This is a genomic window from Stenotrophomonas sp. Pemsol (genome assembly GCF_003586545.1).
Taxonomy (GTDB): Bacteria; Pseudomonadota; Gammaproteobacteria; order Xanthomonadales; family Xanthomonadaceae; genus Stenotrophomonas; species Stenotrophomonas sepilia.
This window is the reverse complement of record NZ_CP025780.1, coordinates 2,791,265-2,814,829: the sequence shown is the minus strand read 5'-3', so window position 1 is coordinate 2,814,829 and position 23,565 is coordinate 2,791,265. Positions and strand designations below refer to the sequence as shown.

Here is a 23,565-nt window from a genome sequence, read left to right as displayed (position 1 = left end):
GGCAGGACCGTTGGCGCCATGGATGGCGCCATCGAGCCCCCATGGATGGGTTTACGGCGTGTCCTGCCTGCCCCGCCCGGCCTGCCCAGCACGTAAAAACCCAGAGCCATGGACACCGCTGTTGCTGTTGCCCTGGCTTGAAACGGGTGCCGGGCAGCGCCCTGCCGGGTATCCTTTCCCTCTGATGTCCGACCTTGTCCATGCCAGCCGCGAAGCCCTCAGCGAAGGCGGCGCGCTCGCCTCGCATCTGGATGCCTTCGTCCCGCGTCCGGCACAGCTGCACCTGACCGCTGCCATTGCCGATGCGCTGCAGCAGCGGGACCTGCTGCTGGCCGAGGCCGGTACCGGCACCGGCAAGACCTTCGCCTATCTAGTGCCGGTGCTGCTGTCCGGGCTGCGCACCATCATCTCCACCGGTACCCGCGCGCTGCAGGACCAGCTCTACCACCGCGATCTGCCGCGCGTGCGCCAGGCGCTGGGCGTCGGCCTGCGCAGCGCGCTGCTGAAGGGGCGCGCGAACTACCTGTGCCGCTATCGACTGCAGCAGGCGCGGGGCGAGCCGCGGTTTTCCAGTCCCGAACAGGCCGCGCAGTTCCAGCGCATCCTGGCGTGGTCCGGCCGCTCGGAGTTCGGTGACATCGCCGAGCTGGAGGGCCTAGCCGATGACTCGCCGCTGCTGCCAATGGTCACCTCCACTGTCGACAATTGCCTGGGCACCGATTGCCCATTCTGGGACGACTGCTTCGTGGTGCGCGCACGGCAGCGTGCGCAGGCCGCCGACGTGGTGGTGGTCAACCACCACCTGCTGCTGGCCGATCTGGCACTGAAACAGGACGGCTTCGGCGAGTTGCTGCCGGGGGCGCAGGCCTTTGTCATCGACGAGGCACACCAGCTGCCCGAACTGGCAGCGCAGTTCTTCGGCGAAGGTTTCGGCATGCGCCCATGGCAGGAACTGGGTCGCGACTGCCTGGCTGAAGCGCGCGGCGTAGGGGGCGCACAATCGGCGCTGCAGGAGCCGGTCGACCAGTTGCAACAGGCGTTGCTGGCGTTGCGTTCGGCGATGGAGGGGCTGCCGCCGCGTGGTACGCAGTGGCGTGCGCTGGCCATGCCACAGGTCCGCGACGGCTTCGATACGGTGATGGCCGGCCTGGTGGCACTGGAGCAGGGCCTTCAGCCGCTGCGCGAATCGGCGGCGGGTCTGGACGCCTGCCATGCGCGGGCGCGCGAGGCGGTGTCGCGGTTGCAGCGCTGGCTGGGCGATGATGAACCCACCCTGGATTTCGATACCGATCCGGCGGACCACGCCAGTGCCGCCGATGTGCTCTGGTACGAGCTCACGCCGCGGGGTTTCCGCTGCCAGCGCACGCCGATGGATGTGTCCGGCCCGCTGCGCGAGCATCGCGAGCGCAGCCGCGCGGCATGGATCTTCACCTCGGCCACGCTGACCGTGGGCAATGGATTCGACCACATCGCCACGCGCTTGGGCCTGGACGATCCGCATACCCTGGTCCAGCCGAGTCCGTTCAACTGGCCCGAGCAGGCGTTGTGCTACCTGCCGGAAGGCCTGCCTGATCCGGCCGCACGGGGCTTCGGAACCGCGCTGATCCAGACCCTTCGGCCGGTGCTGCAGGCATCGCAGGGCAGGGCATTCCTGTTGTTCGCCTCGCACCGTGCATTGCGCGAGGCCGCCGAGGCACTGCGCGACGGGCCATGGCCGTTGTTCGTGCAGGGTGAGGCACCGCGCGCGACGCTGCTGCAGCGCTTCCGTGAATCGGGCAATGGCGTGCTGCTGGGCTCGGCCAGTTTCCGCGAGGGCGTGGACGTGGTCGGCGAAGCGCTGAGCGTGGTGATGATCGACAAGCTGCCGTTCGCGGCACCGGACGATCCGGTGTACGAGGCACGCCTGGAGGCGATCCGCAGCCAGGGCGGCAATCCGTTCCGCGACGAACAGTTGCCGCAGGCGGTGATCGCACTGAAGCAGGGTGTCGGTCGCCTGATCCGCAGCGAAAGCGACCGTGGCGTGCTGGTCCTGTGCGATCCGCGCCTGCTCAACCGTGGCTATGGCCGGGTCTTCCTGGATTCACTGCCGCCCTTCCGCCGCACCCGCAGCCTGGCCGATGTGCAGGCCTTCTTTACGCCACAATGGGGGCCCGTGGCTGATGATCCGGCTGACCCGGCCGCTGTCGCGCCGGGCCCGGAGCCGGCTCCCGGTGCCACGTTCCCCCTGTTCTGACCTGATCTGATGAAACTGCTCGCCTTTGAAACCGCCACCGAAGCCTGCTCCGTTGCCCTGCATGTCGATGGGCAGGTTCTGGAACGCTTCGAGATCGCCCCGCGCCGGCATGCTGACCTGAGCCTGCCATGGGCCGAGGCGCTGCTGGCCGAAGCCGGCATCAGCCGTCGCCAGCTCGATGGCATCGCGCTCAGTCGCGGCCCGGGGGCGTTCACCGGTGTGCGCCTGGCGATCGCCATCGCCCAGGGCATCGCGTTGGCGTTGGACCGCCCGCTGCTGCCGGTTTCGACGCTGCAGGTGCTGGCGCTGCGGGCACCGGTGGAAGAAACGCAGATCCTGTCGGCAATCGATGCCCGGATGGGTGAACTCTACGTCGCGCGCTTCGAACGCGTCGACGGCCTGCCGGTCGCGCGCGATGCCGAGCGCGTCTGCGCGCCCTCCGTGGTGACGTTGCCGGAAGGAATGTCGGCCTACGGTGTCGGTACCGGTTTCGGCGCGGGCGACGGCGCGCTGGTGGCACAGTTGGGCAGTGGCCTGCGCGGTTTCGATGCCGCGGCATTGCCGCGGGCGTCGGACGTGCTGGCACTGGCGGTGCCGGCGTTCGCGCGTGGCGAGGCGATCGCACCGGAGAAGGTCGAGCCGGCGTACCTGCGCGACAACGTGGCATTGACCCTGGTCGAGCAGCAGGCCGCGCGCGAGGCAAAGGCGAAAGCCAACGGTTGAGCCCCTCGTGGCGGACGGTAGAGTCGACTGTTAGTTGTGATCTCTCGGTAGGTTGTTCATCCGGGGCATCTTTGGAAAATGGTGGTTACCGGGACGGAGGGGATTAAGTCGTTTATGCATAAACGACTTAATCCCCTCCGTCCCCTTTTTATGTGGCGAACCGGTCGCGCAGGAAATCAATCAGCTGCCGTACCTTCGGTGAGGGCTGCGTGCTGTGCGGGTAGACCGCGTAGACACTCTGCTGCGGGAAGCGGTGCTGGCGCAGCACCGGGCGCAGCCGGTCCTGGGCCAGGTCGTCCTCGATCAGCCAGCGTGGCAGCACGGTGACCCCGGCGCCGGCCAGGGCGAACGCGCGCAGGCTGCTGGCACCATCCACGCGTACCACCGCGTTGCCCGGGTTGGTGGCAAACAGGGCGCCGCTGCCATCAGGCGCGATCACCGGCACATCGGCCAAGCGCGGATAGCCCAGGCGGGGCAGGGTGCCCAGCTGTGCCGGGTCATCGGCAGCCTCGGCAGAGGGCAGGCGCGCCAGCAGCGAGGGAGCGGCCACCGCGCACAGTGGGTGGCGCTCCAGTTCACTGGCGTGAAGGCCCGAATCCGGCAGGCGGCCGAGGCGGATCGCCAGGTCGAAGCGTTCGGGAATGAGGTCCGCTGGCGCTGGAGAAGTTGAAAGGTGCAGCTGCAGGGCCGGGTGCTGCGCGCGGAACGCCTCCAACGCGGGAATCAGGCGTAGCTGGGCGTACTCCGGTGTGGTGGTCAGGCGCAGCACGCCCTGCAGCTGGTGCTGATCGCGGCGCGCGGCATCGATCGCCGCCTGCGCAGCATCCAATGCCTGCACGCAATGTTGCAGGAACCGCTCGCCGGCCTCGGTCAGGGACAGGTGGCGGGTACTGCGCAACAGCAGGGTCACGCCCAGCTCCTGCTCCAGCCGCTTCAGGTTGAAGCTGACCACCGCGCGGCTGAGGCCGAGCCGATCGGCCGCAGCGGTCAGGCTGCCGGCTTCGACCACGGCACGGAAGATATCGAAGCGATCAAGGCTGACCATGGCGATCCATTGTCAAAACAGATTTGACAGTGTTGCAGCTGCCGTCGTGTTTTTCCAATGGGGTCCGGACGGCATGCTGGCTGCTTCCTCGCTGGAGCGCCGCCGATGCCGTCCCCCCGCCTGCGCCATGAGGCGATCTTCCTGCTGGTATTCGCCCTGGATCTGGTCAACATGTTCATCGCCACGGTGGCCTATCCGGCATTGGCAGTGGAGCTGCACGCCGACGTCAGCACCCTGGCCTGGGTCGGCACAGCGTACATGCTGGGCCTGAGCGTGGTGATTCCGCTGGCGCCGTGGCTGGCCGCGCGCTGTGGCGAGCGTCGCTTGCTGCTGGTGGCGTTGCTGTTGTTCGCGGTTGCCGCTGCGCTGGCAGGTTCCGCATCGGGGATCGGCTGGCTGCTCGGATGGCGCCTGCTGCAGGGGTTGGCCGGCGGTCTGCTGATTCCCGTGGCGCAAGCCGCGGCGTACCGGCAATGCACGGCCGGGCAACGTGGCGCGCTGACCCGTCGCATCCTTCTGGTGGCGCTTCTGGTGCCGGCCCTGGCACCGGCACTGGGCGGGCTGCTGGTGCAGTGGCTGTCCTGGCGCGGCGTGCTCTGGGCCAGCCTGCCATTGGCGGTGGTGGCCATCGGTCTGGTGCTGGCCTGGATGCCGGCCGACTGCGCGCGCAGTGCGCCGCGCCTGCAGGCCTATGCCCTGTCCACCGCGATGCTGGCGCTGGGCGCGCTGCTGCTGGCGCTGACCTGGCTGGGCGAATCGGGACATCGCGGTGCAGGTGCCGTGTTGCTGCTGGCCGCGCTGTTGCTGGCGGCGACGCACCTGCGGCATGCACGTCGGCAGGCGCAGCCACTGCTGCGCTGGTCGTTGCTGTCCCATCGCGGGCTGCGGCTGGCGATGCTGGTGTATCTCGCCGTACCCGGTGTGTTCATCGGCAGCCAACTGGTCAGTACCCTGCAATTGCACCACGCCGGTTACAGCGCGGCACGCATCGGCGCGCTGATGCTGCCCTGGGCGCTGGCTGCGGCCATCGCGATCATGGCCAGCAAGCGCCTGCTGGCTCGCTTCGGTCCGGCCGCGGTACTGCGCGCCGGCATGCTCCTGCAGGCCAGCGGCCTGTTGTTGATGGCGCTGCTGCCGCAGCCGGCCTTCGTGCTGGCCGGATTGTTGTTCGCGCTGATGGGCGCCGGCGGCAGCCTGTGCAGCAGCACCGCGCAGACGCTGGCCTTCCATGGCGTGGAAGGTGAGGCGTTGGGCGATGCCAGTGCACTCTGGAACCTCAACCGCCAGCTCAGCTTCTGCCTCGGCACCGCCGCCATCGCACTGCTGCTGGCATTGGCCATGCAATGGCTGCCGGCACGCGCCACCAGCGTGGCGCTGGTTTTGGCCGCTGCAATGACGCTGCTGCCGATGGCGCTGCTGAGCCGTTCGCAATCGATCTCTCTTTCCCAACCCGAGACAATGCAATGACGATGACCGCAGAGAACGAGTTCCATGATCTGATCGCCAAGCTGCAGGCCTGGTTCCGTGCGGAAGCAGCCGCCAGTACGCTGGATGCGCTGATGGATCATTTCTGCACCGACTTCAGCATGGTCGGTATTGCTGGGCAGCGCCTGGACCGCGAAGCACTGGCCGGCATGTTCGCTGGCGGCCACGGTGCCCGCCCGGGCCTGTGTATCGAAATCGATGCCCTGCAGTTCATTGCGGTGCCGGCACCGTTGGCAATGCTGCGCTACCGTGAAGGGCAGGGCGTTGCTGAAGGTGGGATGGCCTGGCGTGAAGCACTGGCCGTGCTGCGGCAGGAAGACGGCCGTTGGCGTTGGCTGGCGTTGCATGAAGTAACGGCAGCCTGATCGGGTAGTGCCGGCCGCTGGCCGGCAACTTCATGATCCTGGGCGCGTTACGCGGTTGCCGGCCAGCGGCCGGCACTACCTTTCGCCGACGAGCGCAGCGGCACCGCAGGCACATGTGCCATCAGTCCTGCCTGCATCGACCGAAGAATGCAAAGCCTGCACACACTTCACGGCGCCAGGCAGGAGTAGGCTTGGGGCTTTCCTGCCGGGAGGGGTTGTCCATGCGTGTGCGTGCCGTCGCTGTAGCCATTGCCCTTTGCCTGTCCAGCACCGTGCTGGCCGCCGATACCCCGCCGATGACCCCGGATATCAGCGGCAAGCCGTTCGTTGCCCCCGATGTCGGTCGCGACTACGACAAGCGCGTGGTGATGGTGCCGATGCGTGATGGCATCAGGCTGTATACGGTGATCGTGGTGCCCAAGGGCGCCCACAATGCGCCGATCCTGCTGACCCGGACTCCCTATGATGCTGCCGGTCGCGCCAGCCGCAGTGATTCGCCGCGCATGCGCGACCTGTTGCCGCAGGGTGACGAGGTGTTTGTCGACGGCGGCTACATCCGCGTGTTCCAGGATATCCGCGGCAAGTATGGTTCCGAGGGCGATTACGTGATGACCCGGCCGCTGCGCGGGCCGTTGAACAACACCAAAGTCGACCATTCCACCGACGCCTGGGACACCATCGATTGGCTGGTGAAGAACGTACCGGAGAGCAATGGCAAGGTCGGCATGCTCGGCTCGTCGTACGAGGGCTTCACCGTGGTGATGGCGCTGACCGACCCGCACCCGGCACTGAAGGTGGCCGCACCACAGAGCCCGATGGTCGATGGCTGGATGGGCGACGACTGGCTCAACTACGGTGCGTTCCGCCAGGTCAACTTCAACTACTTCGCCATGCAGACCGAGAAGCGCGGCAAGGGTACGCCGCTGCCCAGCCTCGGCTACGACGACTACAGCACCTTCCTGCGCATCGGCTCGGCAGGCGACTACGCGCGTTTCACCGGCGTGGACCAGCTGACCTGGTGGAAGAAGCTGGTCGAGCATCCGGCCTATGACGGCTTCTGGCAGGGCCAGGCGCTGGACGCGGTGATGGCAAGGACACCGCTGAAGGTGCCGACCATGTGGCTGCAGGGCCTGTGGGACCAGGAGGACATGTGGGGTGCCAACCACGCCTATCAGGCGATGGAAGGACGCGATAGCGGCAACAACCGCAATTACCTGGTGATGGGCCCGTGGCGACACAGCCAGGTGAACTACAGCGGCAGCGAACTGGGTGCGCTGAAGTTCGACGGCGATACCGCGCTGCAGTTCCGCCGCGACGTGCTCAAGCCGTTCTTCGACCAGTACCTGGTGGATGGCGCGCCGAAGGCCGATACGCCACCGGTGCTGATCTACAACACCGGCGAAAACCACTGGGACCGCTTGAAGGGTTGGCCGCGCAGCTGCGACAAGGGATGTGCCGCCAGCAGCAAGCCGCTGTACCTGCGCGCCGGCGGCAAGCTGGCGTTCCAGGCACCGGCGGCGGGCGAGGGCGACTTCGAGGAATACGTGTCCGACCCGGCCAAGCCGGTGCCGTTCGTGCCGCGCCCGGTCCGCTTCGGTGACCGCGACATGTGGACCACCTGGCTGGTCAAGGACCAGCGCTTTGTCGATGGCCGTCCGGATGTGCTGACCTTCATCACCGAACCGCTGACCGCGCCGTTGCGCATCGGCGGCGCGCCGGTGGTGCACCTGCAGGCCTCGACCAGCGGCACCGACAGCGACTGGGTGGTGAAGCTGATCGACGTGTATCCGGACCAGGAAGCGTCGACGCCGGAAATGGGGGGCTATGAGTTGCCGGTGTCGCTGGCGATCTTCCGTGGCCGCTACCGCGAGAGCTTCAGCGATCCGAAGCCGCTGGCCGCCAACCAGGTGCTGCCGTATCGCTTCGATCTGCCCAACGCCAACCACACGTTCCAGAAGGGCCACCGGGTGATGGTGCAGGTGCAGTCCAGCCTGTTCCCGCTGTATGACCGCAACCCGCAGACTTACGTGCCGAACATCTACCTGGCCAAGCCAGGCGATTACCAGAAGGCCACGCAGCGCGTGTGGCACAGCGCGGCGCAGGCCAGCTACATCGATCTACCAGTGTATTGAGGCCCGCAGGGTGACGCCGGGCCGTGCCTGGTAGCACGTGGTAGTGCCGGCCGCTGGCCGGCATCGGCGATGGCGCGAGAGCGTGTCGACCAAGGTCGACACCTACCGGGGCTGAGTCATGGCAGGTTGATTCAGGCGGGTGTGGTAGTGCCGGCCGCTGGCCGGCATCGGCGATGGCGCAGGAGCGTGTCGACCAAGGTCGACACCTACCAAAGCTGGGCCATGGCATGCCGATCGACCAAGGTCGACACCTACCGGGCAGAGGCTTTCAGCCGACCTTCGAGGGGCCCGTACGCCAGCGGCTGGGGACCAGGCCGAAGCGCTTGCGGAACGCGGCGGCGAAGTTGCTGGGGTGGCGGTAGCCGCTGGCGGCGGCAGCCTGCTCGACGGTCCATCCGTTTTCGCGCAGGCCCTGTTCGGCATGGCGCATGCGCTGCTCATGCAGGTAGTCGAACACCGAGCTTCCATATTGCTGGGCAAAATGGCGGCGCAAGGAGCTGGGGCTCATGCAGGCCAGCTGGGCCAGTTCGATCAGGCTGTGGGCATGGCTGGGGTCGTCATGCAGATAGCTGCGCACTCGCTCCAGCCGCTCGCGCTGGCCGGCGCGCAGCGTGCGTATATGCTCGGTCTGCATATCCTCGGCCTGCAGGCCGACGGCCAACACTTGCAGGGCCACGCCTTCGCGCCACAGCGCATCGATGTCGTCCTGCCAGGGGCTGTCGAACAATTGGGCGAGCGTCGGCAGCAAGGCATGCGGAATGGCCCAGTGGCGGCACTGCAGAGGGGAATGAAGGACCTGTTGCAGTGCCGGCAGGCGCAGCATGTCCACGTCCAGATCGGCCGGTACGCTCAAGCTGACCCCGCGCAGATGGCTGCCACCGGGATGCAGCCCGGCCATCGACACAGGTTCATGGTGGCTGGTGGTCATGCCTGTGCCGGCGCGCAGGGTGAACCCCTTGCGACGAGGAAACTGGACATCCACTTCGCCCTGCAGCATCAGGCGGATGGTCAGGCCGGCACCGTGCACAGCGGTGGCCGTGTAGGTGAACCGGTTGTGCACGTCCGAGGCGATCAGGCCCAGGCCACCGCGCAGTGACTGTTCGTGGACGTCGCCACGCCCTGCCCATTGGTCGTCGCGCAGTTCACTCCCTTCGATCCGGTAGTCGTAGCCATGGCGTTCGCCGAACTGGCGGTAGTCAGCAAAAGTGAAATATCGGGACATCGCTCTGCGCAAACACAGGTTGAATTGAATGTGTCGAAGAATCTGGAAGCGTTTCCCATTGTCGCCGCGATTCGCGCGCTTTTGACTTCGATAAGGTCAAAACGATTGGCGATTACGGCCAAAGTTAAAATGCCGAAGAACATACGCCGGCGTTTTGCACGCATATCCGTACGTAGTTCCATACATAAACTGAGGTTGAGGTTTCATGGCTGGAACGATCTGGAGATGCGATGTCAGCCCGACCATCACGGGCGTGCGCGTAGGGTGGGTGGGTTGGCTGTTGCAGGCCACTTTGATACCCCCACCGATGGAGAATGGAGATGATTGATTACCAGTTGACCGGCAAGACCGCGATCGTGACCGGCGGCGTGTCGGGCATCGGCCTGGCCGTGGCCCAGACACTGGCCACATCCGGTGCCCGTATCTCGGTCTGGGACCTGAAGCAGGATGCAGTGGATGCCACCGTGGCGCAGTTGCGCAGCACCGGCACACAGGCCATCGGCATCGCGCTGGACGTCACCGACGACGCGGCGGTGGAGGCAGCGGTGCAGCGCACGATCAAGGAACTCGACGGCCTGCACGTTGCGGTCAACAACGCCGGCATCAGCGGGCCGGCGGCCAGCAGCGGCGACTATCCGATTGATGGCTGGCAGCGCGTGATCGATGTCAACCTCACCAGCGTGTTCCTGTGCCAGCGTGCGCAGATCCAGGCCATGCGCGCGGCCGGCACGGGCGGCAGCATCATCAACATGGCCTCGATCCTGGGCCAAGTGGGGTATGCCGGCTCCACTGCATATGTGGCCGCCAAGCACGGCGTGGTCGGGCTGACCCAGACAGCCGCGTGGGAACATGCGGCTGACGGCATCCGTGTCAACGCAGTGGGGCCGGGCTTCATCAGCACACCGCTGCTGGAGAAGATGGACCCGAAGGTGCGCGCCACGCTGGAAGGGCGGCACGCGTTGAAGCGGCTGGGTACGCCGCAGGAAGTGGCCGCGTTGGTAGCCTGGCTGGCCAGCGACGATGCCTCGTTCGCGACCGGCACGTACCACGCCATCGATGGTGGCTACCTCGCGCAGTGATGCGCTGAACGCGGGTTACGGGGTCGCCGGGCATCGCCCGGCGCTACCGGGTGAACGCACTGTGGGGTGGCCTTCACCTCTGTGCCACGCATTCCACGCGACGCTCAGGGAAATTCCCGGAGCCTGCCCATGGAACTTACCCAGGATGTCTCGATCCTGCTGCGCGTAGCCGCAGCGATGCTGTTCGGCGGTGTGCTCGGTGTCGAGCGGGAAATGGGCAAGCACGCCGCCGGCCTGCGAACGCACATGTTGATCGCCGGGGCCGCCGCGTTGATCGTCGGTCTCGGCGACTCGGTGGCCGAACATTTCCAGCAGGAGCGTTACCGCGACCTGTTGCAGGTCGATCCGGTACGCCTGATTGAAGCGGTGGTGGCCTGCGTCGGCTTCGTGGCCGCCGGCACCATCCTGCGCGGCTCACGCGAGGACCAGGTCAGCGGCCTGACCACGGCCAGCTCGTTGATCATGGCGGCGGCCATCGGGATCGCGGTGGGGATCAGCAAGTACGTGATCGCCATCGGCGTGAGCGTGCTGTGCGTGCTGGTGCTGGCGGTGATGCGGCGGTTGGAGAAGAAGATCTAAGGGGTTGAGGGAGTGGGATCAGAGTCCCTTCGGGGGATCTGATCGTGATTCCAAGGCGGAGTTGAAGCAGTCAGGTCTGCTGCGAAGTGTTGCGCTGCAGGATGGCCAGTGCTCTGGCCAGCATCTGGTCAGGAACATCCGTCGTAGCGCCGTACAGATCTGCGATTCCCACTTCAACGCAGGAACAGATCAGGTCATTCAACTCCTCGTGCTTGTCTGTGGCGATCTGCCCCAACAGAGATGGCGGCAATGGATCGCCTCGACCCGCGATCTGAAGCTCTGAGCCTGCCTGATCCCAGTCTGGCAGGGCCATGGGTTCGCCCGAATCCGGATATGCGCGCAGGTGGGCGATGAGCGCATCCAAGCCTGCATGATTGAGAAGGTTCGCTTCAGCGTAGCCGGCCAGGCAGTCAGCTGCCTGTTGCTGCATGGACTGCAGGTCGCGGGTGGGGGCGAGTGTCATTCGTGTACCAGAGATGGGGCAGGATCCAGTGTGGTGGATGCGCGCCACTGTCTCAACCGTCTTAATGGTCGTACCAATAATTGATTCTAGCCCTATGGTCTAATAGGCTCTTCGCGCAATCAGCGGTTCAATCTGCGTCCAGTGGCTCCATAAATCCATTATTGGTACGACCAATAATGCTGAAGCCCATGACCGCCCACCCCTGCGGTGTTGAACCCGTCCCCCAGTCGAGAGTCTTCATGCAGCCCTGGCAACACCTGTACGACCCCGCTGGCAACCTGTGGTTGTCGAGCCTGATCGCGCTGCTGCCGATCGCGTTCTTCTTCGTTGCCCTGGCCGTGCTGCGCATGAAGGGCTGGCTGGCCGGCACGATCACCGTGGCCATCGCACTCGGCGTGGCCCTGCTGTTCTACCGCATGCCGGTGCCGCAGGCGCTGGGCGCGGCCGGCTTCGGTTTCGTCTACGGCCTGTGGCCCATCGCGTGGATCATCATCGGTGCGGTGTTCCTCTACAAAGTTTCGGTCAAGACCGGGCAGTTCGACATCATCCGCGCCTCGATCCTGTCCGTGACTGAAGACCAGCGCCTGCAGATGCTGATGGTCGGTTTCGCGTTTGGTGCCTTTCTGGAAGGCGCGGCCGGCTTCGGTGCGCCGGTGGCGATCACCGCAGCGTTGCTGGTCGGGCTGGGCTTCAAGCCGCTGTATGCCGCCGGCCTGTGCCTGATCGTCAACACCGCGCCGGTAGCGTTCGGCGCGATGGGCATTCCGATCATCGTGGCCGGGCAGGTCACCGGCTTGGACGCATTCGAGATCGGCCAGATGGCCGGCCGCCAGTTGCCGTTCCTGACCATCATCGTGCTGTTCTGGATCATGGCGATCATGGATGGTTGGCGCGGTATCAAGGAGACCTGGCCGGCGGTGCTGGTTGCGGGTGGTTCGTTCGCCATCGCGCAGTACCTGACCTCCAATTTCATCGGCCCGGAACTGCCGGACATCACCGCGTCGCTGGCGTCGCTGGTGTGCCTGACCCTGTTCCTGCGCCGCTGGAAGCCGGTGCGGATCTTTCGTTTCGACACCGAAACCAGCGCCGAGGCGGCCGCACAGGCACTGGAGGCACCGCGCCACAGCGTCGGCCAGATCGCCAGGGCATGGTCGCCGTTCCTGATCCTCACCGCGATGGTCACGCTGTGGAGCATCAAGCCGTTCAAGTCGCTGTTCGCGGCGGGCGGTCCGCTGGAAGGCTGGGTGCTGAAGATCCCAGTGCCGGGCCTGGACCAGCTGGTGCAGAAGATGCCACCGATCGTGGATGCGCCGCTGAGCTATGACGCCATCTACAAGTTCGACTGGTTCTCGGCCACCGGTACCTCGATCATCCTGGCCGGGGTGATTGCCATCATCGTGCTGCGCATGCCTGCACGTTCGGCGCTGCAGACCTTCGGCGAGACCGTGCGTGAGCTGCGCATGCCGATCTACTCGATTGGCATGGTGCTGGCGTTCGCCTTCATCGCCAACTACTCGGGACTGTCTGCCACGTTGGCCCTGGTACTGGCGCATACCGGCGACGCGTTCCCGTTCTTCTCACCGTTCCTGGGCTGGCTGGGCGTGTTCCTGACCGGTTCGGACACCTCGTCCAATGCCTTGTTCTCGGCACTGCAGGCCACCACCGCACAGCAGATCGGCGTGTCCGACGTGCTGCTGGTAGCGGCCAACACCACCGGCGGTGTCACCGGCAAGATGATCTCACCGCAGTCGATCGCCATTGCCTGCGCGGCGGTCGGCCTGGCCGGCAAGGAGTCGGATCTGTTCCGCTTCACGGTCAAGCACAGCCTGATCTTCACCACGATGGTCGGCCTGATCACCTTGGCCCAGGCTTACTGGCTGACCTGGATGATTCCCTGAGCCATGCGCGGCTGGCCGACCACCCGCTGCGCGCTTCGGGCCACAATGGCGCCATGAGCACGCAACGTATTTCGGACAAGGTGGCTGCGCAGCTGCGCGGCCTGGTGCAGGAACAACAGCTGCGGCCGGGCGACCGGCTGCCGGCCGAGCGCACCCTGGCGGTGCAGCTGGGGGTCTCGCGCACCGCGCTGCGCGAGGCCATCGCGCAGCTGGCCAGCCAGGGCCTGTTGACCGCACGGGTCGGTGGTGGCACCTACGTGGCCGAGCCTGCGGCACGCGCGCGGCAGGCGCTGGATGAACCGTTGGCGCCGTACCTGCCGCTGTTCCAGGGCGACCCGGAATACCGCTTCGACGTGCTGGAGATCCGCCACGCGCTGGAAGGTGCCACCGCCTGGCATGCGGCGCTGCGTGCCACCGACGAGGACCGCGCGCGCATCGCACAGGCCTTCCAGACCATGATGGACGCGCACGGCAAGGACGACCCCACTGGCGAGGCGGAGGCCGACGCGGCCTTCCACCTGTCCATCGCCGAGGCCTCGCACAACCTGGTGCTGCTGCAGGTGATGCGCGGGCTGTTCGAACTGCTGCAGACCAACATCTCGCAGAGCCGCGAAAAGCTCTACACCTCGGCGAGGACCTTCTCGCCGCTGTCCGACCAGCACCGCGAGATGATGGATGCGGTGCTGGCCGGCGACCCCGAACGCGCGCGCGCCGCCGCGCATGCCCACCTCGAGTTCGTGCACACCACGCTGCGCACCCTCGATGACAACGAAGCCCGGCGTGCGCGGGCCTCGCGCCTGCCTTCCCCCCACGGTTGACCCCATGATCATCTCCGCCTCCACCGATTACCGTGCTGCTGCCGAACGCCGGCTGCCGCCGTTCCTGTTCCACTACATCGATGGCGGCGCGTATGCCGAGCACACGCTGAAGCGCAACGTTTCCGACCTGTCCGACATCGCGCTGCGCCAGCGCATCCTGCGCAACATGTCCGACCTGAGCCTGGAAACCGAGCTGTTCGGCGAAAAACTGGCGATGCCGGTGGCGCTGGCGCCGGTCGGCCTGACCGGAATGTATGCGCGGCGCGGCGAGGTACAGGCGGCGCGCGCGGCCGACAGCCGCGGCATCCCGTTCACCCTGTCCACCGTATCGGTGTGCCCGATCGAGGAAGTGGCACCGGCCATCCAGCGGCCGATGTGGTTCCAGCTGTACGTGCTGCGCGACCGTGGCTTCATGCGCAACGCGCTGGAGCGGGCGCAGGCCGCCGGCGTGACCACGCTGGTGTTCACCGTGGACATGCCGGTGCCGGGCGCGCGCTACCGCGATGCACACTCGGGCATGAGCGGCCCGAATGCCTCGCTGCGCCGTATCGGCCAGGCCATCACCCATCCGCACTGGGCGTGGGACGTGGGTCTGTTCGGCCGCCCGCATGACCTCGGCAACATCTCCACCTACCGCGGCAACCCGACCGGGCTGGAGGATTACATCGGTTGGCTGGGCAACAACTTCGATCCCTCCATTTCGTGGAAGGACCTGGAGTGGATCCGCGAATTCTGGAAGGGCCCGATGGTGATCAAGGGCATCCTCGACCCGGATGACGCGCGTGATGCGGTGAAGTTCGGTGCCGATGGCATCGTGGTCTCCAATCACGGTGGCCGCCAGCTGGACGGCGTGCTGTCCACCGCACGTGCGTTGCCGGCCATCGCCGATGCGGTGCAGGGCGACCTGAAGATCCTCGCCGATTCCGGCATCCGCACTGGCCTGGATGTGGTGCGCATGCTGGCGCTTGGGGCCGATACCGTGCTGCTGGGCCGCGCCTTCATCTATGCGCTGGCCGCGCAGGGCGAGGCCGGCGTGGCCAACCTGCTGGACCTGATCGCCAAGGAAATGCGCGTGGCGATGACCCTGACCGGTGCGCGCCGCATCGCCGACATCGGCCGCGACTCGCTGGTCAGCCTGCCATGAGCGGGCACGACGCCGTGCTGGCACAGTTGCGCGATGCGGTCGGCAATCGCCATGTAATGACCGGCGACAAGGCTACGCGCCGCTTCCGCCGCGGCTACCGTTTCGGCGATGGCCCAGTGCTGGCGGTGGTGCGCCCGGGGACGCTGCTGGAACTGTGGCGCGTGCTGCAGGCAGCGGTGCAGGGCGGCGCGGCGATCATCCTGCAGGCGGCCAACACCGGCCTGACCGGCGGCTCGACCCCGGACGGTGATGACTATGGCCGGCCGATCGTGCTGGTCAACACGCTGCGCCTGACCGGCATCCAGTTGTTGAACGAAGGCCGCCAGGTGCTGTGCCTGCCCGGTGCCACGCTGGACCGCCTGGAGCAGACGCTGGCCCCGCTGGGTCGCGAACCGCATTCGGTGATCGGCTCGTCCTGCATCGGTGCCTCGGTGCTGGGCGGCATCTGCAACAACTCCGGTGGCGCGCTGGTGCGACGTGGCCCGGCCTACACCGAGCTGGCGCTGTATGCGCAGGTCGATGCGCAGGGCCAGTTGCAGCTGGTCAACCATCTGGGCATCGCGCTGGGTGATACGCCCGAGCAGATCCTGCAGCGCCTGCAGGCCGGTGACTACACGGCCGCCGACGTGGGCGATGGCGACGGCCGTGCGGCTTCCGATCCACGCTATGCCGAGGAAGTACGCAAAGTCGGTGCCGATACTCCCGCACGCTTCAATGCGGATCCCAGCCGCCACTTCGAGGCAGCGGGATCTGCCGGCAAGCTGGCAGTGTTCGCGGTGCGCCTGGACACCTTCGAGAAGGAGGCTGCCGAGGTCTTCTATATCGGCAGCAATCGCACCGACAGCCTCACCGCGATCCGTCGCCAGCTGCTGACCGGCTTCGAGCGCCTGCCGATCGCGGGCGAGTACATTCACCGCGATGCCTATGACATCGGCGAGCGCTACGGCAAGGACAGCTTCCTGCTGATCGATCGCCTCGGTACCTCCCGTGTGCCCGCGGCGTTCGCATTGAAGAGCCGCGTCGATGGCTGGTTCGAACGGCTGGGCCTGCGCGGGGTGACCGACCGGGTGATGCAGGTGCTGACCGGCCTGCTGCCCTCGCACCTGCCAAAGCGCATGGGCGAGTTCCGGCAACGCTACGAGCATCACCTGTTGCTGAAGGTCTCTGCCCAGGACGCTGCGGAAACCGAGGCCTGGTTGCGCGGGTTCTTCGCCGGGCACGAAGGCGGCTATTTCCACTGCACGGCCGAGGAGGGACGCAAGGCGTTCCTGCATCGCTTCGCGGTGGCCGGTGCGGCAGTCCGCTATCGTGAAGTGCATCGTGAGCAGGTGCAGGACATCGTCGCGCTGGATATCGCATTGCGCCGCGACGATACGGATTGGTTCGAGCAGTTGCCGGCCGATATCGACGGCCGCCTGCTGCACAAGCTGTACTACGGCCACTTCCTGTGCCACGTGTTCCACCAGGACTACATCGCGCGCAAGGGCGAAGACCCGGTGGCGATCGAGCATGCGATGTGGGCGCTGCTGGACCAGCGTGGCGCCGAGTATCCGGCCGAGCACAACGTCGGCCACCTGTACCCGGCCAAGCCGGCGCTGGCAGGTTTCTACCGGCAGCTGGACCCGAGCAATACCTTCAACCCGGGTATTGGCCACACTTCGAAGGCGAAGGGGTGGGGCAGCTGCGATTGCAGTGGGCATTGAGGACGGACAGGGCAGTCGAGCATGGCTCGACGCTACAAGGGCGATGCCGGGCAGGTCCGCCGCCGTCCGGGTAACGGTTACCATCGGAATCCCAGCCACAGGAGCCGCCCATGCCTTCCATTCACGTCCGCGCCGCCCTGTGCGCTGCATTGCTGGCGACCCCGCTGCTGGCGCTGGCGCAGTCTTCTATCCTGCCGCAGCAGCGCGATGCCGCCGGCAACGTGATGGAACCGCTGGGGCAGGTGCTGGAACAGGGCGGGCAGGGCGAAGTACGCACGCAGTACTGCACGCTTGATCGTGTCTGGTGCGTGCGTGTGCAACCGGTGGCCGAGGACGGTGATCGGCCAACGACGCTGGAAGTCTCTGAACGGGTGGCCGGCGAAAGCGAAGCGCATACCTACCACGTCAGCATCGACGTGCCGCAGGAAAGCGAGCTGTCGCTGTGGCCGTGGATCGTGCGCCTGGCTCCGGGTATCGGCAGCGATGAGTCGGTGACCGACCCGCAGCAGCGCGCCCACCAGAATGTGCTGGTAGGCGGCATCGTCAAGTTCAGCACCATGTACTCCGGTGGAGGTGCCGACGCGTCCACGCTGCAGTTGGCACGCGTGCGCCACCTGCAGGACGACATCCAGGTGGACGACGACGTGCTGACGGTGCCATGGCTGGGCAATGCGATGATCCGTGCGTGTTTCAGCGAGCAGGACATGAAGCAGCGCGCAGGTGCCTGCCACGACGAATACGGGTTCTCGGCCAGGCTCGGGCTGGATCCGGTGGCCGAGGGCATGCCGGTGCTGCGCTACCAGACGGTGGCAACCCGCTTTCCGGCGGGCGTTTCGCGTTTCGAGGATTCGCTGGCCAAGGGCCCGCTGAAGAAGAAGGACCTGCGCACCGAGCAGGACCCTGTGTGCAGCTACACGCGGCTGTTCCGCTTCGGGGAGGGGATGTTCCACCCCGACCAGGCGCTGCCGGACTGCGCGGGGTATATCGAACCCTGAGCCCTGGAGAGCCGAGCCATGCTCGACTCGGGTTCTCGCGTGGCCCGACCGCAGAGCAGCCGAGCGTGGGCTCGGCTCTACAAAAACTGAGGCGGCGCTTACTCGCAACGGGTAGCGGTGATGATGTTGTCCTTGTCCACGTACACGCGCAGGCGATCCTGGCGGATGTCCTTCGTGGTGATGGTGCTGGGGCCGATCGGGTTGACCAGGCCGGCGCCGCTCTCGCTGGACAGGCGGCGGATGTTGGGTTCGTTGGCCGGCTGGCCGATTGCCCAGCCCAGCTGGCTGGCATCGCAGTGGCCGGTACCCTTGACCTGCGGGCCAGGGGTGCTGACGCAGGCCGACAGCAGCAGGGCCGACGCAGGCAGTAACAGGGACAGACGGAAGGCGGACATGCGAGCGCTCCTGCGCAGGGAAGATGGCGGAACGATAGCACCCGTCGCGCGAAAGGCGTCAGCACTCCGGTCATTGCCGGCACAGCGTGGTCATTGCATAGTGGGAGGGATGGCTGGCAGCACGCCAGCGGGCAGGCCGGGCCATTCCGGTGCAGGTGTTGGATACGCTATGACGGCAGGCAGTTTGCGCGACAAGCGCAGGGCGAGAAGAGTACTGGCAGTGTCGGTGCTGGGCGTGGCGTTTGCCGCCTCTGCCATCGAGCCGACGCCGGACGCCGCTGCGGAAGCGCCGGTGTTCGGTGCCTGGCGCAACCTGCAGACCGAGGCAGGCTACGCACCCGCCCAGCGCAACCTGGCGTTCGCGATGCTGCCGCAGGCCGCCACCCGCGGCGATCGATTCGCCATTGTCGATCGTGAGGGCAAGCGCGCGGTGTGCTGCCTGCAGGTGGCCAGCCCGTCGCTGGGCGTGGCCGCACTGCGCGAGCAATACCACCTGCCACAGGCCTGGGTGACCGACCTCAGCAATGGCCGCAGCCCGGCACGCCCCTACCTGCCGCACGTCTATGCGATGCAGCGCGTGGATGAACTGGCTGACTATGGTTTCACCGATGTGCCGGGGGCCTACAGCGACCTGGGGGGGCTGCTCATTCCCGAAGGTGCCGCGCTGGAGGCCGATGGCAGCGCCGTGCGCCTGGGTGATGACCGTTATCCCCTGCATTTCCAGCGCCAGCCGCACGCCGAAGATGATGGCGCACTGGACCGCTACACCCTGCAGGCGGGCGAGGGCGTGGCTCCGATCGTGGTTGAAGTGCCGTTCGGCACCTACTGATTGCAGCACCGCGCTGGCTAGAATGCAGTGCGGCGCCGCCTGCCGTGCCTGTTCCGTGAGTCGCCGCCGTGTCCCTGCGCTCGTTGCTGCTGTCGCCCCTGCTGCTGTTGTCCGCCTGTGCGAGCGCGCCGCCTCCACCGCCCGCCCATTCCGATGCGCTGTGGCGCCTGATCGAGCGTGACTGCCAGGCAGCTGACGGCCCGCGCGGCAGCTGCCTGCGGGTGGAGACGGCAGCCGGCCGCCGTGACGTGCTGGTCAAGGATGCACACGGTGACTACCAGTTCCTGCTGATGCCGCTGGACAAGGTAAGTGGCATCGAGAGCCGCGGTCTTTACCAGCGTGGGGCGCCCAACTATTTCGCGGCCGCCTGGCAGGCGCGCGCGCACACCGAACAGGCCCTGGGCCAGCCATTACCGCGCAACGTAGCCAGCCTGGCGCTGAATTCACCGCACGGACGATCGCAGCACCAGTTGCATATCCATGTCGATTGCCTGCGCACGGACGTGCTGCAGGCCCTGGATGCACACGCCGGCGCCCTGGGGCCACGCTGGTCACCGTTGCCGGTGCTTCTGCGCGGGCATCAGTACCAGGCCTATCTGTTGCCCGGTGCGGAAATGACCGCCAATCCGCTCAACCTGCTGGCCTATGGCCTGAGCGGCGTAGGCGATGTGGGCCAGTGGAGCCTGGTGGTGGCCGGACGCGATGACGTGCAGGGTGGCCCCGGCTTCATCCTGCTGGCCACCCGCGTGGATGCCGCCAGCGGCAACGACGCCAGCGGCGAAGAACTGCAGGATCACGCCTGCACGGTGCTGACCGGCGCGGGTGCGGCACTGGAGCGGGTGCGCTAGCCGATCCGCTGCAGGTGGCTGCGCCACGCTGGCGCGGTAAGCGCCAGCAACTGGCGGTCATGCCATCCCTCGGCGTCCAGGTGGAAGTCGCGCAGGATGCCTTCACGCATGAAGCCCAGGGCCTGCAGTGCCTGGGCGAAAGGGGTGGTGCAACCCGGTGGCAGCAGTACGAAGATGCGATGCAGGCCGACATTGTCGAACAGGAACGGGCACAGCGCGCGCAGTGCGGCCTGTGGATGGGCGTTGCGGTGCTGCAGCGACTGCAGTTCTGCGCAGCGCGAATGCAGTGACTGCAGGCGGACATGCAGTTGGTCGTGCAGGATGCCCTGCGCGTCGTCGAACACGCCCAGTACCAGCAGATCGTTGTCTTCCTGTAGGCGTGAACGATGGACGCTGGCAAGGAAGCGGGCCTCTTCATCAATGCCGTAGGAAGGCCGTTGGCCGCGCTGGCGACGGTCGTCGAAGGTGCGCCAGCGCGGCAGATCGGTGCGCTGGAAGGAACGCAGGGTGATGGGCGTTGCCTGGAGGTGCAGCAGGTGGCGGCGCAGGACGGGGCGCAGCGGGGCGAGGTGAGTGTAGGTGGCGCGGTTGGTCATCCATGCACGATGCGTATCGGAAGCGCGCCAGACCATGCAATTCATTGCAAAAGTGTGGCGGTGCCGTGGGTCCGTCTGATTCGGTTCAGGCATAAGCCCATCAGGGCTGGTCATTTCCGTTGAAACCACCCCTTCAGGACACTTTCGTTACGGGATCGTTATGTGCCGCACAGGCCACGGCTCCCCCGTACCACCCGCCCACTCCCCCAGGAAGCCCATGTCCGCCTCCCACAAGGCGTTGCGCCCGCGTCCGCTGGTGCTCGCGCTGTCGTCCCTGATGCTGGTCTCGCTGCCGGCCTTCGCGCAGGAAAGCGCACCCACCACTTTGCAGGAAGTGAAGGTCACCGGCTCGCGCATTCCCCGTGCCAGTGTCGAGGGGCCCTCGCCAGTGACGGTGATCAGCCGCGAGCAGATCGATGCGCAGGGCTACCGCAATGCCTTCGACGCGCTGAGCGCGCTGACCGAGAACACCGGCAACGTGCAGGGCGAGGACTTCGGCAATACGTTCACGCCGGCCGCCAACACCATCAACCTGCGTGGACTGGGTCCGAACCGCACGCTGGTGCTGGTCAACGGCCGCCGCCAGGCCGACTACCCGCTGGCCTACGAGGGCTCGGTGAACGTGGTCAACCTCGCCAACATTCCCAGCGCCCTGATCGAGCGCATCGAGGTGCTCGCCGCGGGTGCGTCGGCGGTGTATGGCTCCGATGCCATCGCCGGCGTGGTCAACATCATCCTCAAGGACCGCTTTGAAGGCGTGGACGTGAACGTGCGCGCCGGCGGCACCCAGCAGGGCGGGGGGGACAACCAGCGCGCGCAGGTGGTCGGTGGCAGTTCCGGCGAGCGTTGGGATGCGCTGTTCGGCTTCGAGTTCGACGTGCGCAAGGCGATCCACGCGCGCCAACGCGACTTCATGGATTCACTGGACGATGATCCGGCCGGCAAGGCGCCGCAGGCGACCGCGATCGCCTATCGCCGCAATGCTGCCACCGGCCGCAACATCGATCCGGGCGTGAGCGGCTGCGACGCAGCGTCGGGCATTTATGGCGGCAGCGTGTTCCGTGCCAACAACCCGCGCCAGGGCTGGTACTGCGGCAGCAACGAGGCCGCCGCCAGCTACTGGACCGTGCAGACCCAGAAGCGCAACCTCAATGGCTATGGCCTGTTGACCTTCCACGTCAACGACACCACCGACCTGTTCGCCGATGTCGCCGTGGGCAGCGCGCGCATCTACAACAACACGCGCGCGCCGACCTGGACGTCCTCACGCAACTACTTCTACAACCAGAACAGCGGAAACCTGGAGAGCTGGTACCGCCGCTTCGCGCCGGAAGAAATCGGTGGCCTGCCGCGCAATGCCAATCGGTTCCTGGAGAACTCGTGGTCGTTCAACGTGGGCGCACGCGGCCAGATCGGCGACAGCGGCTGGGACTACGAGGCGGTCTACAGCCGGTCGCGCTACGAGAACCGAACCCGTCGCCCGGTGCTGCTGGCCGGCATCAACGAGTACCTGCTGGGCCCGAAGCTGGGCGTGCGCAATGGCGTGGAGGTCTATGCGCCGGACCCGGTGCGCCTGTTCAAGCCTTTGACTCCGAACGAGTATGCGGGCCTGTCCGACTATCAGGAAAGTCGCAACGCGGCGTGGCTGCAGATCTTCAGTGCCAGTGTCAATGGCCGCCTGTTCGCACTGCCGGGCGGCGATGCTGCGCTGGCCGCAGTGGTCGAGGCCGGCAGCCAGGGCTACCGCAACCGCCCGGACCCGCGGCTGGGCACCGGCGAGTTCTGGAACACCAGCGCCGGTATCGGTGCCGGCGGTGATCGCGATCGCTATGCGGCCGGCGTTGAACTGCAGTTGCCGTTGCTGCAATCGCTGACCACCACGCTGGCCGGCCGCTACGACCAGTACCGCGCAGGCGGCGAGCACATCGGCAAGGCGACCTGGAGCTTCGGCGTCGAGTTCCGCCCGATCGAGAGCCTGTTGATCCGCGGCTCTGCCGCGACCAGCTTCCGTGCGCCGGACATGAACTACGTGTTCGCCACCGAGACCCGCGGCTACAACCCGGGCATGACCGATTACTGGCGCTGCCGTACTGCAGGCCAGTCGTACGACAACTGCGACTACAACGGCCTGTCGATCGACTACAGCAACCGCGCCAACGCACAGTTGCAGCCGGAAACCGCAAAGTCGTACGGCTTCGGCGTGGTCTGGTCGCCGCTGTCCGGGCTGGATTTCAGCGCCGACTACTACGACATCCGCATCGACAACGAGGTGACCAGCCTCGATACCAGCCGTATCCTGCGTGACGAGGCCGATTGCCGCCTGGGCCGCACGCTGGGCGGCGAAGCGCGCGATATCGGTTCACCGCTGTGCCAGGACGCACTGTCGCGGGTGATCCGCAATCCGTCCAACGCCACGGTGCAGCCGGACCAGGTGACCCGCGTGCTGATCAATCCGATCAACGCGGCCTCCGAATCGGTGCGCGGCCTGGACCTGAAGGGCAACTGGCGTTTCGATGCCGGCCGCTATGGCCGCTTCACCACGCGCCTGGCCTACACCGTGGTGCTGGAGCACAAATACCGGCAGTTCTCCGATGATCCGGAGCGTGACATCCGCAATTCGCTGGATGATTACCAGTGGCGCAGCAAGGCTAACGGCAGCATCACCTGGAACCAGGGTGACTGGACCACCACGCTGTACGGCAATCGTTTCGGTTCACTGCCGAAGACCGATGGCAGTGGTCGCATCGCGCCGTACATGACCTACAACGCCAGCGTGTTCCGCCAGTTCGGCGAGAACCTGTCGGTGGGCGTGATCGTCAACAACCTGCGTGACAGCCGCCCGCCGGCAGACAGGAACGGGGGCGGCTGGCCGTTCTACCCGGTCGGCAACTACGACCCGTATGGCCGCCAATACTGGCTGCAGCTGGACTACCGGTTCCGCTGACCGGGCGGGCAGACAGAAGGCCCGGCAGTGCCGGGCCTTCTGCTGTCTAGACACCGCGGTGATGGCGCG

At 66.5% G+C, this 23,565-nt stretch carries 20 protein-coding genes; 15 read left to right on the top strand and 5 right to left on the bottom strand.

Annotated elements, in window-relative coordinates; translation table 11 throughout:
- Nucleotides 1–184: 184 nt before the first annotated feature.
- Together PEM_RS13030 and tsaB are read left to right on the top strand one after the other, a co-directional pair.
- Nucleotides 185–2,233, top strand: coding sequence for an ATP-dependent DNA helicase (locus PEM_RS13030; RefSeq protein WP_065185418.1), 2,049 nt, complete (start codon nucleotides 185–187; stop codon nucleotides 2,231–2,233).
- Nucleotides 2,234–2,242: 9 nt separating this feature from the next.
- A complete protein-coding gene (gene tsaB / locus PEM_RS13025) occupies nucleotides 2,243–2,956 on the top strand; it encodes a tRNA (adenosine(37)-N6)-threonylcarbamoyltransferase complex dimerization subunit type 1 TsaB (protein WP_111174695.1) in 714 nt (237 codons plus the stop codon).
- A gap of 148 nt (nucleotides 2,957–3,104) precedes the next feature.
- On the opposite strand, the gene PEM_RS13020 is transcribed toward tsaB, so the two are convergent.
- Nucleotides 3,105–4,001 (bottom strand): LysR family transcriptional regulator, encoded by an 897-nt coding sequence (locus PEM_RS13020; RefSeq protein ID WP_111174652.1) that lies wholly within the window; start codon nucleotides 3,999–4,001, stop codon nucleotides 3,105–3,107.
- A 105-nt stretch (nucleotides 4,002–4,106) separates the two neighbouring features.
- Between PEM_RS13020 and PEM_RS13015 the strand changes: the two genes are divergently transcribed.
- The 3 genes from PEM_RS13015 (at nucleotide 4,107) to PEM_RS13005 (ending at nucleotide 7,983) form a co-directional block, all read left to right on the top strand.
- Complete coding sequence (locus PEM_RS13015) at nucleotides 4,107–5,468, top strand: MFS transporter (protein ID WP_111128814.1); 1,362 nt, start codon at nucleotides 4,107–4,109, stop codon at nucleotides 5,466–5,468.
- Nucleotides 5,465–5,851, top strand: coding sequence for a DUF4440 domain-containing protein (locus PEM_RS13010; protein WP_005417047.1), 387 nt, complete (start codon nucleotides 5,465–5,467; stop codon nucleotides 5,849–5,851). Before PEM_RS13015 ends, PEM_RS13010 begins: the two co-directional genes overlap by 4 nt.
- A 221-nt stretch (nucleotides 5,852–6,072) precedes the next feature.
- The gene (locus tag PEM_RS13005) at nucleotides 6,073–7,983 is read left to right on the top strand and encodes a CocE/NonD family hydrolase (RefSeq protein WP_111128813.1); all 1,911 of its coding nucleotides are present in this window, start codon (nucleotides 6,073–6,075) and stop codon (nucleotides 7,981–7,983) included.
- A gap of 268 nt (nucleotides 7,984–8,251) precedes the next feature.
- Here PEM_RS13005 and PEM_RS13000 read toward each other — a convergent pair whose 3' ends face one another.
- Nucleotides 8,252–9,205, bottom strand: a complete 954-nt coding sequence (locus tag PEM_RS13000; RefSeq protein WP_111128811.1) for an AraC family transcriptional regulator — start codon at nucleotides 9,203–9,205, stop codon at nucleotides 8,252–8,254.
- 320 nt (nucleotides 9,206–9,525) lie between these two features.
- Between PEM_RS13000 and PEM_RS12995 the strand changes: the two genes are divergently transcribed.
- Entirely contained in the window at nucleotides 9,526–10,284 is a 759-nt protein-coding gene (locus tag PEM_RS12995; protein WP_111128810.1) for an SDR family NAD(P)-dependent oxidoreductase, read from the top strand.
- A gap of 129 nt (nucleotides 10,285–10,413) precedes the next feature.
- Nucleotides 10,414–10,863, top strand: coding sequence for an MgtC/SapB family protein (locus PEM_RS12990; protein WP_049422814.1), 450 nt, complete (start codon nucleotides 10,414–10,416; stop codon nucleotides 10,861–10,863).
- Nucleotides 10,864–10,933: 70 nt separating this feature from the next.
- On the opposite strand, the gene PEM_RS12985 is transcribed toward PEM_RS12990, so the two are convergent.
- Entirely contained in the window at nucleotides 10,934–11,326 is a 393-nt protein-coding gene (locus PEM_RS12985; RefSeq protein ID WP_049422813.1) for a hypothetical protein, read from the bottom strand.
- 239 nt (nucleotides 11,327–11,565) lie between these two features.
- On the opposite strand from PEM_RS12985, the gene lldP reads away from it, so the two are divergent.
- The 5 genes from lldP (at nucleotide 11,566) to PEM_RS12960 (ending at nucleotide 17,884) form a co-directional block, all read left to right on the top strand.
- The gene (gene lldP, locus PEM_RS12980) at nucleotides 11,566–13,224 is read left to right on the top strand and encodes an L-lactate permease (RefSeq protein WP_111128808.1); all 1,659 of its coding nucleotides are present in this window, start codon (nucleotides 11,566–11,568) and stop codon (nucleotides 13,222–13,224) included.
- Nucleotides 13,225–13,277: 53 nt separating this feature from the next.
- The gene (lldR, locus tag PEM_RS12975) at nucleotides 13,278–14,042 is read left to right on the top strand and encodes a transcriptional regulator LldR (RefSeq protein ID WP_005417039.1); all 765 of its coding nucleotides are present in this window, start codon (nucleotides 13,278–13,280) and stop codon (nucleotides 14,040–14,042) included.
- Between the two features lie 4 nt (nucleotides 14,043–14,046).
- Nucleotides 14,047–15,186, top strand: a complete 1,140-nt coding sequence (gene lldD / locus PEM_RS12970) for an FMN-dependent L-lactate dehydrogenase LldD (RefSeq protein ID WP_005417038.1) — start codon at nucleotides 14,047–14,049, stop codon at nucleotides 15,184–15,186.
- Entirely contained in the window at nucleotides 15,183–16,889 is a 1,707-nt protein-coding gene (dld, locus tag PEM_RS12965; protein WP_111128804.1) for a D-lactate dehydrogenase, read from the top strand. Before lldD ends, dld begins: the two co-directional genes overlap by 4 nt.
- Before the next feature lie 110 nt (nucleotides 16,890–16,999).
- On the top strand, nucleotides 17,000–17,884 hold the full coding sequence (locus PEM_RS12960; protein ID WP_111128802.1) for a hypothetical protein: 885 nt from the start codon (nucleotides 17,000–17,002) through the stop codon (nucleotides 17,882–17,884).
- A gap of 98 nt (nucleotides 17,885–17,982) precedes the next feature.
- Here the strand turns inward: PEM_RS12960 and PEM_RS12955 are convergent, their stop codons facing one another.
- Nucleotides 17,983–18,279: a hypothetical protein gene (locus PEM_RS12955; protein WP_005417035.1), complete on the bottom strand. Its 297-nt coding sequence runs from the start codon at nucleotides 18,277–18,279 to the stop codon at nucleotides 17,983–17,985.
- 169 nt (nucleotides 18,280–18,448) lie between these two features.
- Here PEM_RS12955 and PEM_RS12950 point away from each other — a divergent pair, with 169 nt between their 5' ends.
- Both PEM_RS12950 and PEM_RS12945 read left to right on the top strand, forming a co-directional pair.
- Complete coding sequence (locus tag PEM_RS12950) at nucleotides 18,449–19,108, top strand: hypothetical protein (protein ID WP_032954259.1); 660 nt, start codon at nucleotides 18,449–18,451, stop codon at nucleotides 19,106–19,108.
- A gap of 68 nt (nucleotides 19,109–19,176) precedes the next feature.
- On the top strand, nucleotides 19,177–19,956 hold the full coding sequence (locus PEM_RS12945; RefSeq protein ID WP_069138286.1) for a CDP-diacylglycerol diphosphatase: 780 nt from the start codon (nucleotides 19,177–19,179) through the stop codon (nucleotides 19,954–19,956).
- Here PEM_RS12945 and PEM_RS12940 read toward each other — a convergent pair.
- On the bottom strand, nucleotides 19,953–20,588 hold the full coding sequence (locus PEM_RS12940; RefSeq protein WP_065185742.1) for a GNAT family protein: 636 nt from the start codon (nucleotides 20,586–20,588) through the stop codon (nucleotides 19,953–19,955). The two genes, PEM_RS12945 and PEM_RS12940, sit on opposite strands and share 4 nt — an antisense overlap.
- Before the next feature lie 181 nt (nucleotides 20,589–20,769).
- On the opposite strand from PEM_RS12940, the gene PEM_RS12935 reads away from it, so the two are divergent.
- Nucleotides 20,770–23,496 carry a TonB-dependent receptor gene (locus tag PEM_RS12935; protein WP_111128800.1) on the top strand — a complete coding sequence of 909 codons (2,727 nt, stop codon included), beginning with the start codon at nucleotides 20,770–20,772 and terminating at the stop codon, nucleotides 23,494–23,496.
- The last annotated feature ends 69 nt before the right edge of the window (nucleotides 23,497–23,565 follow it).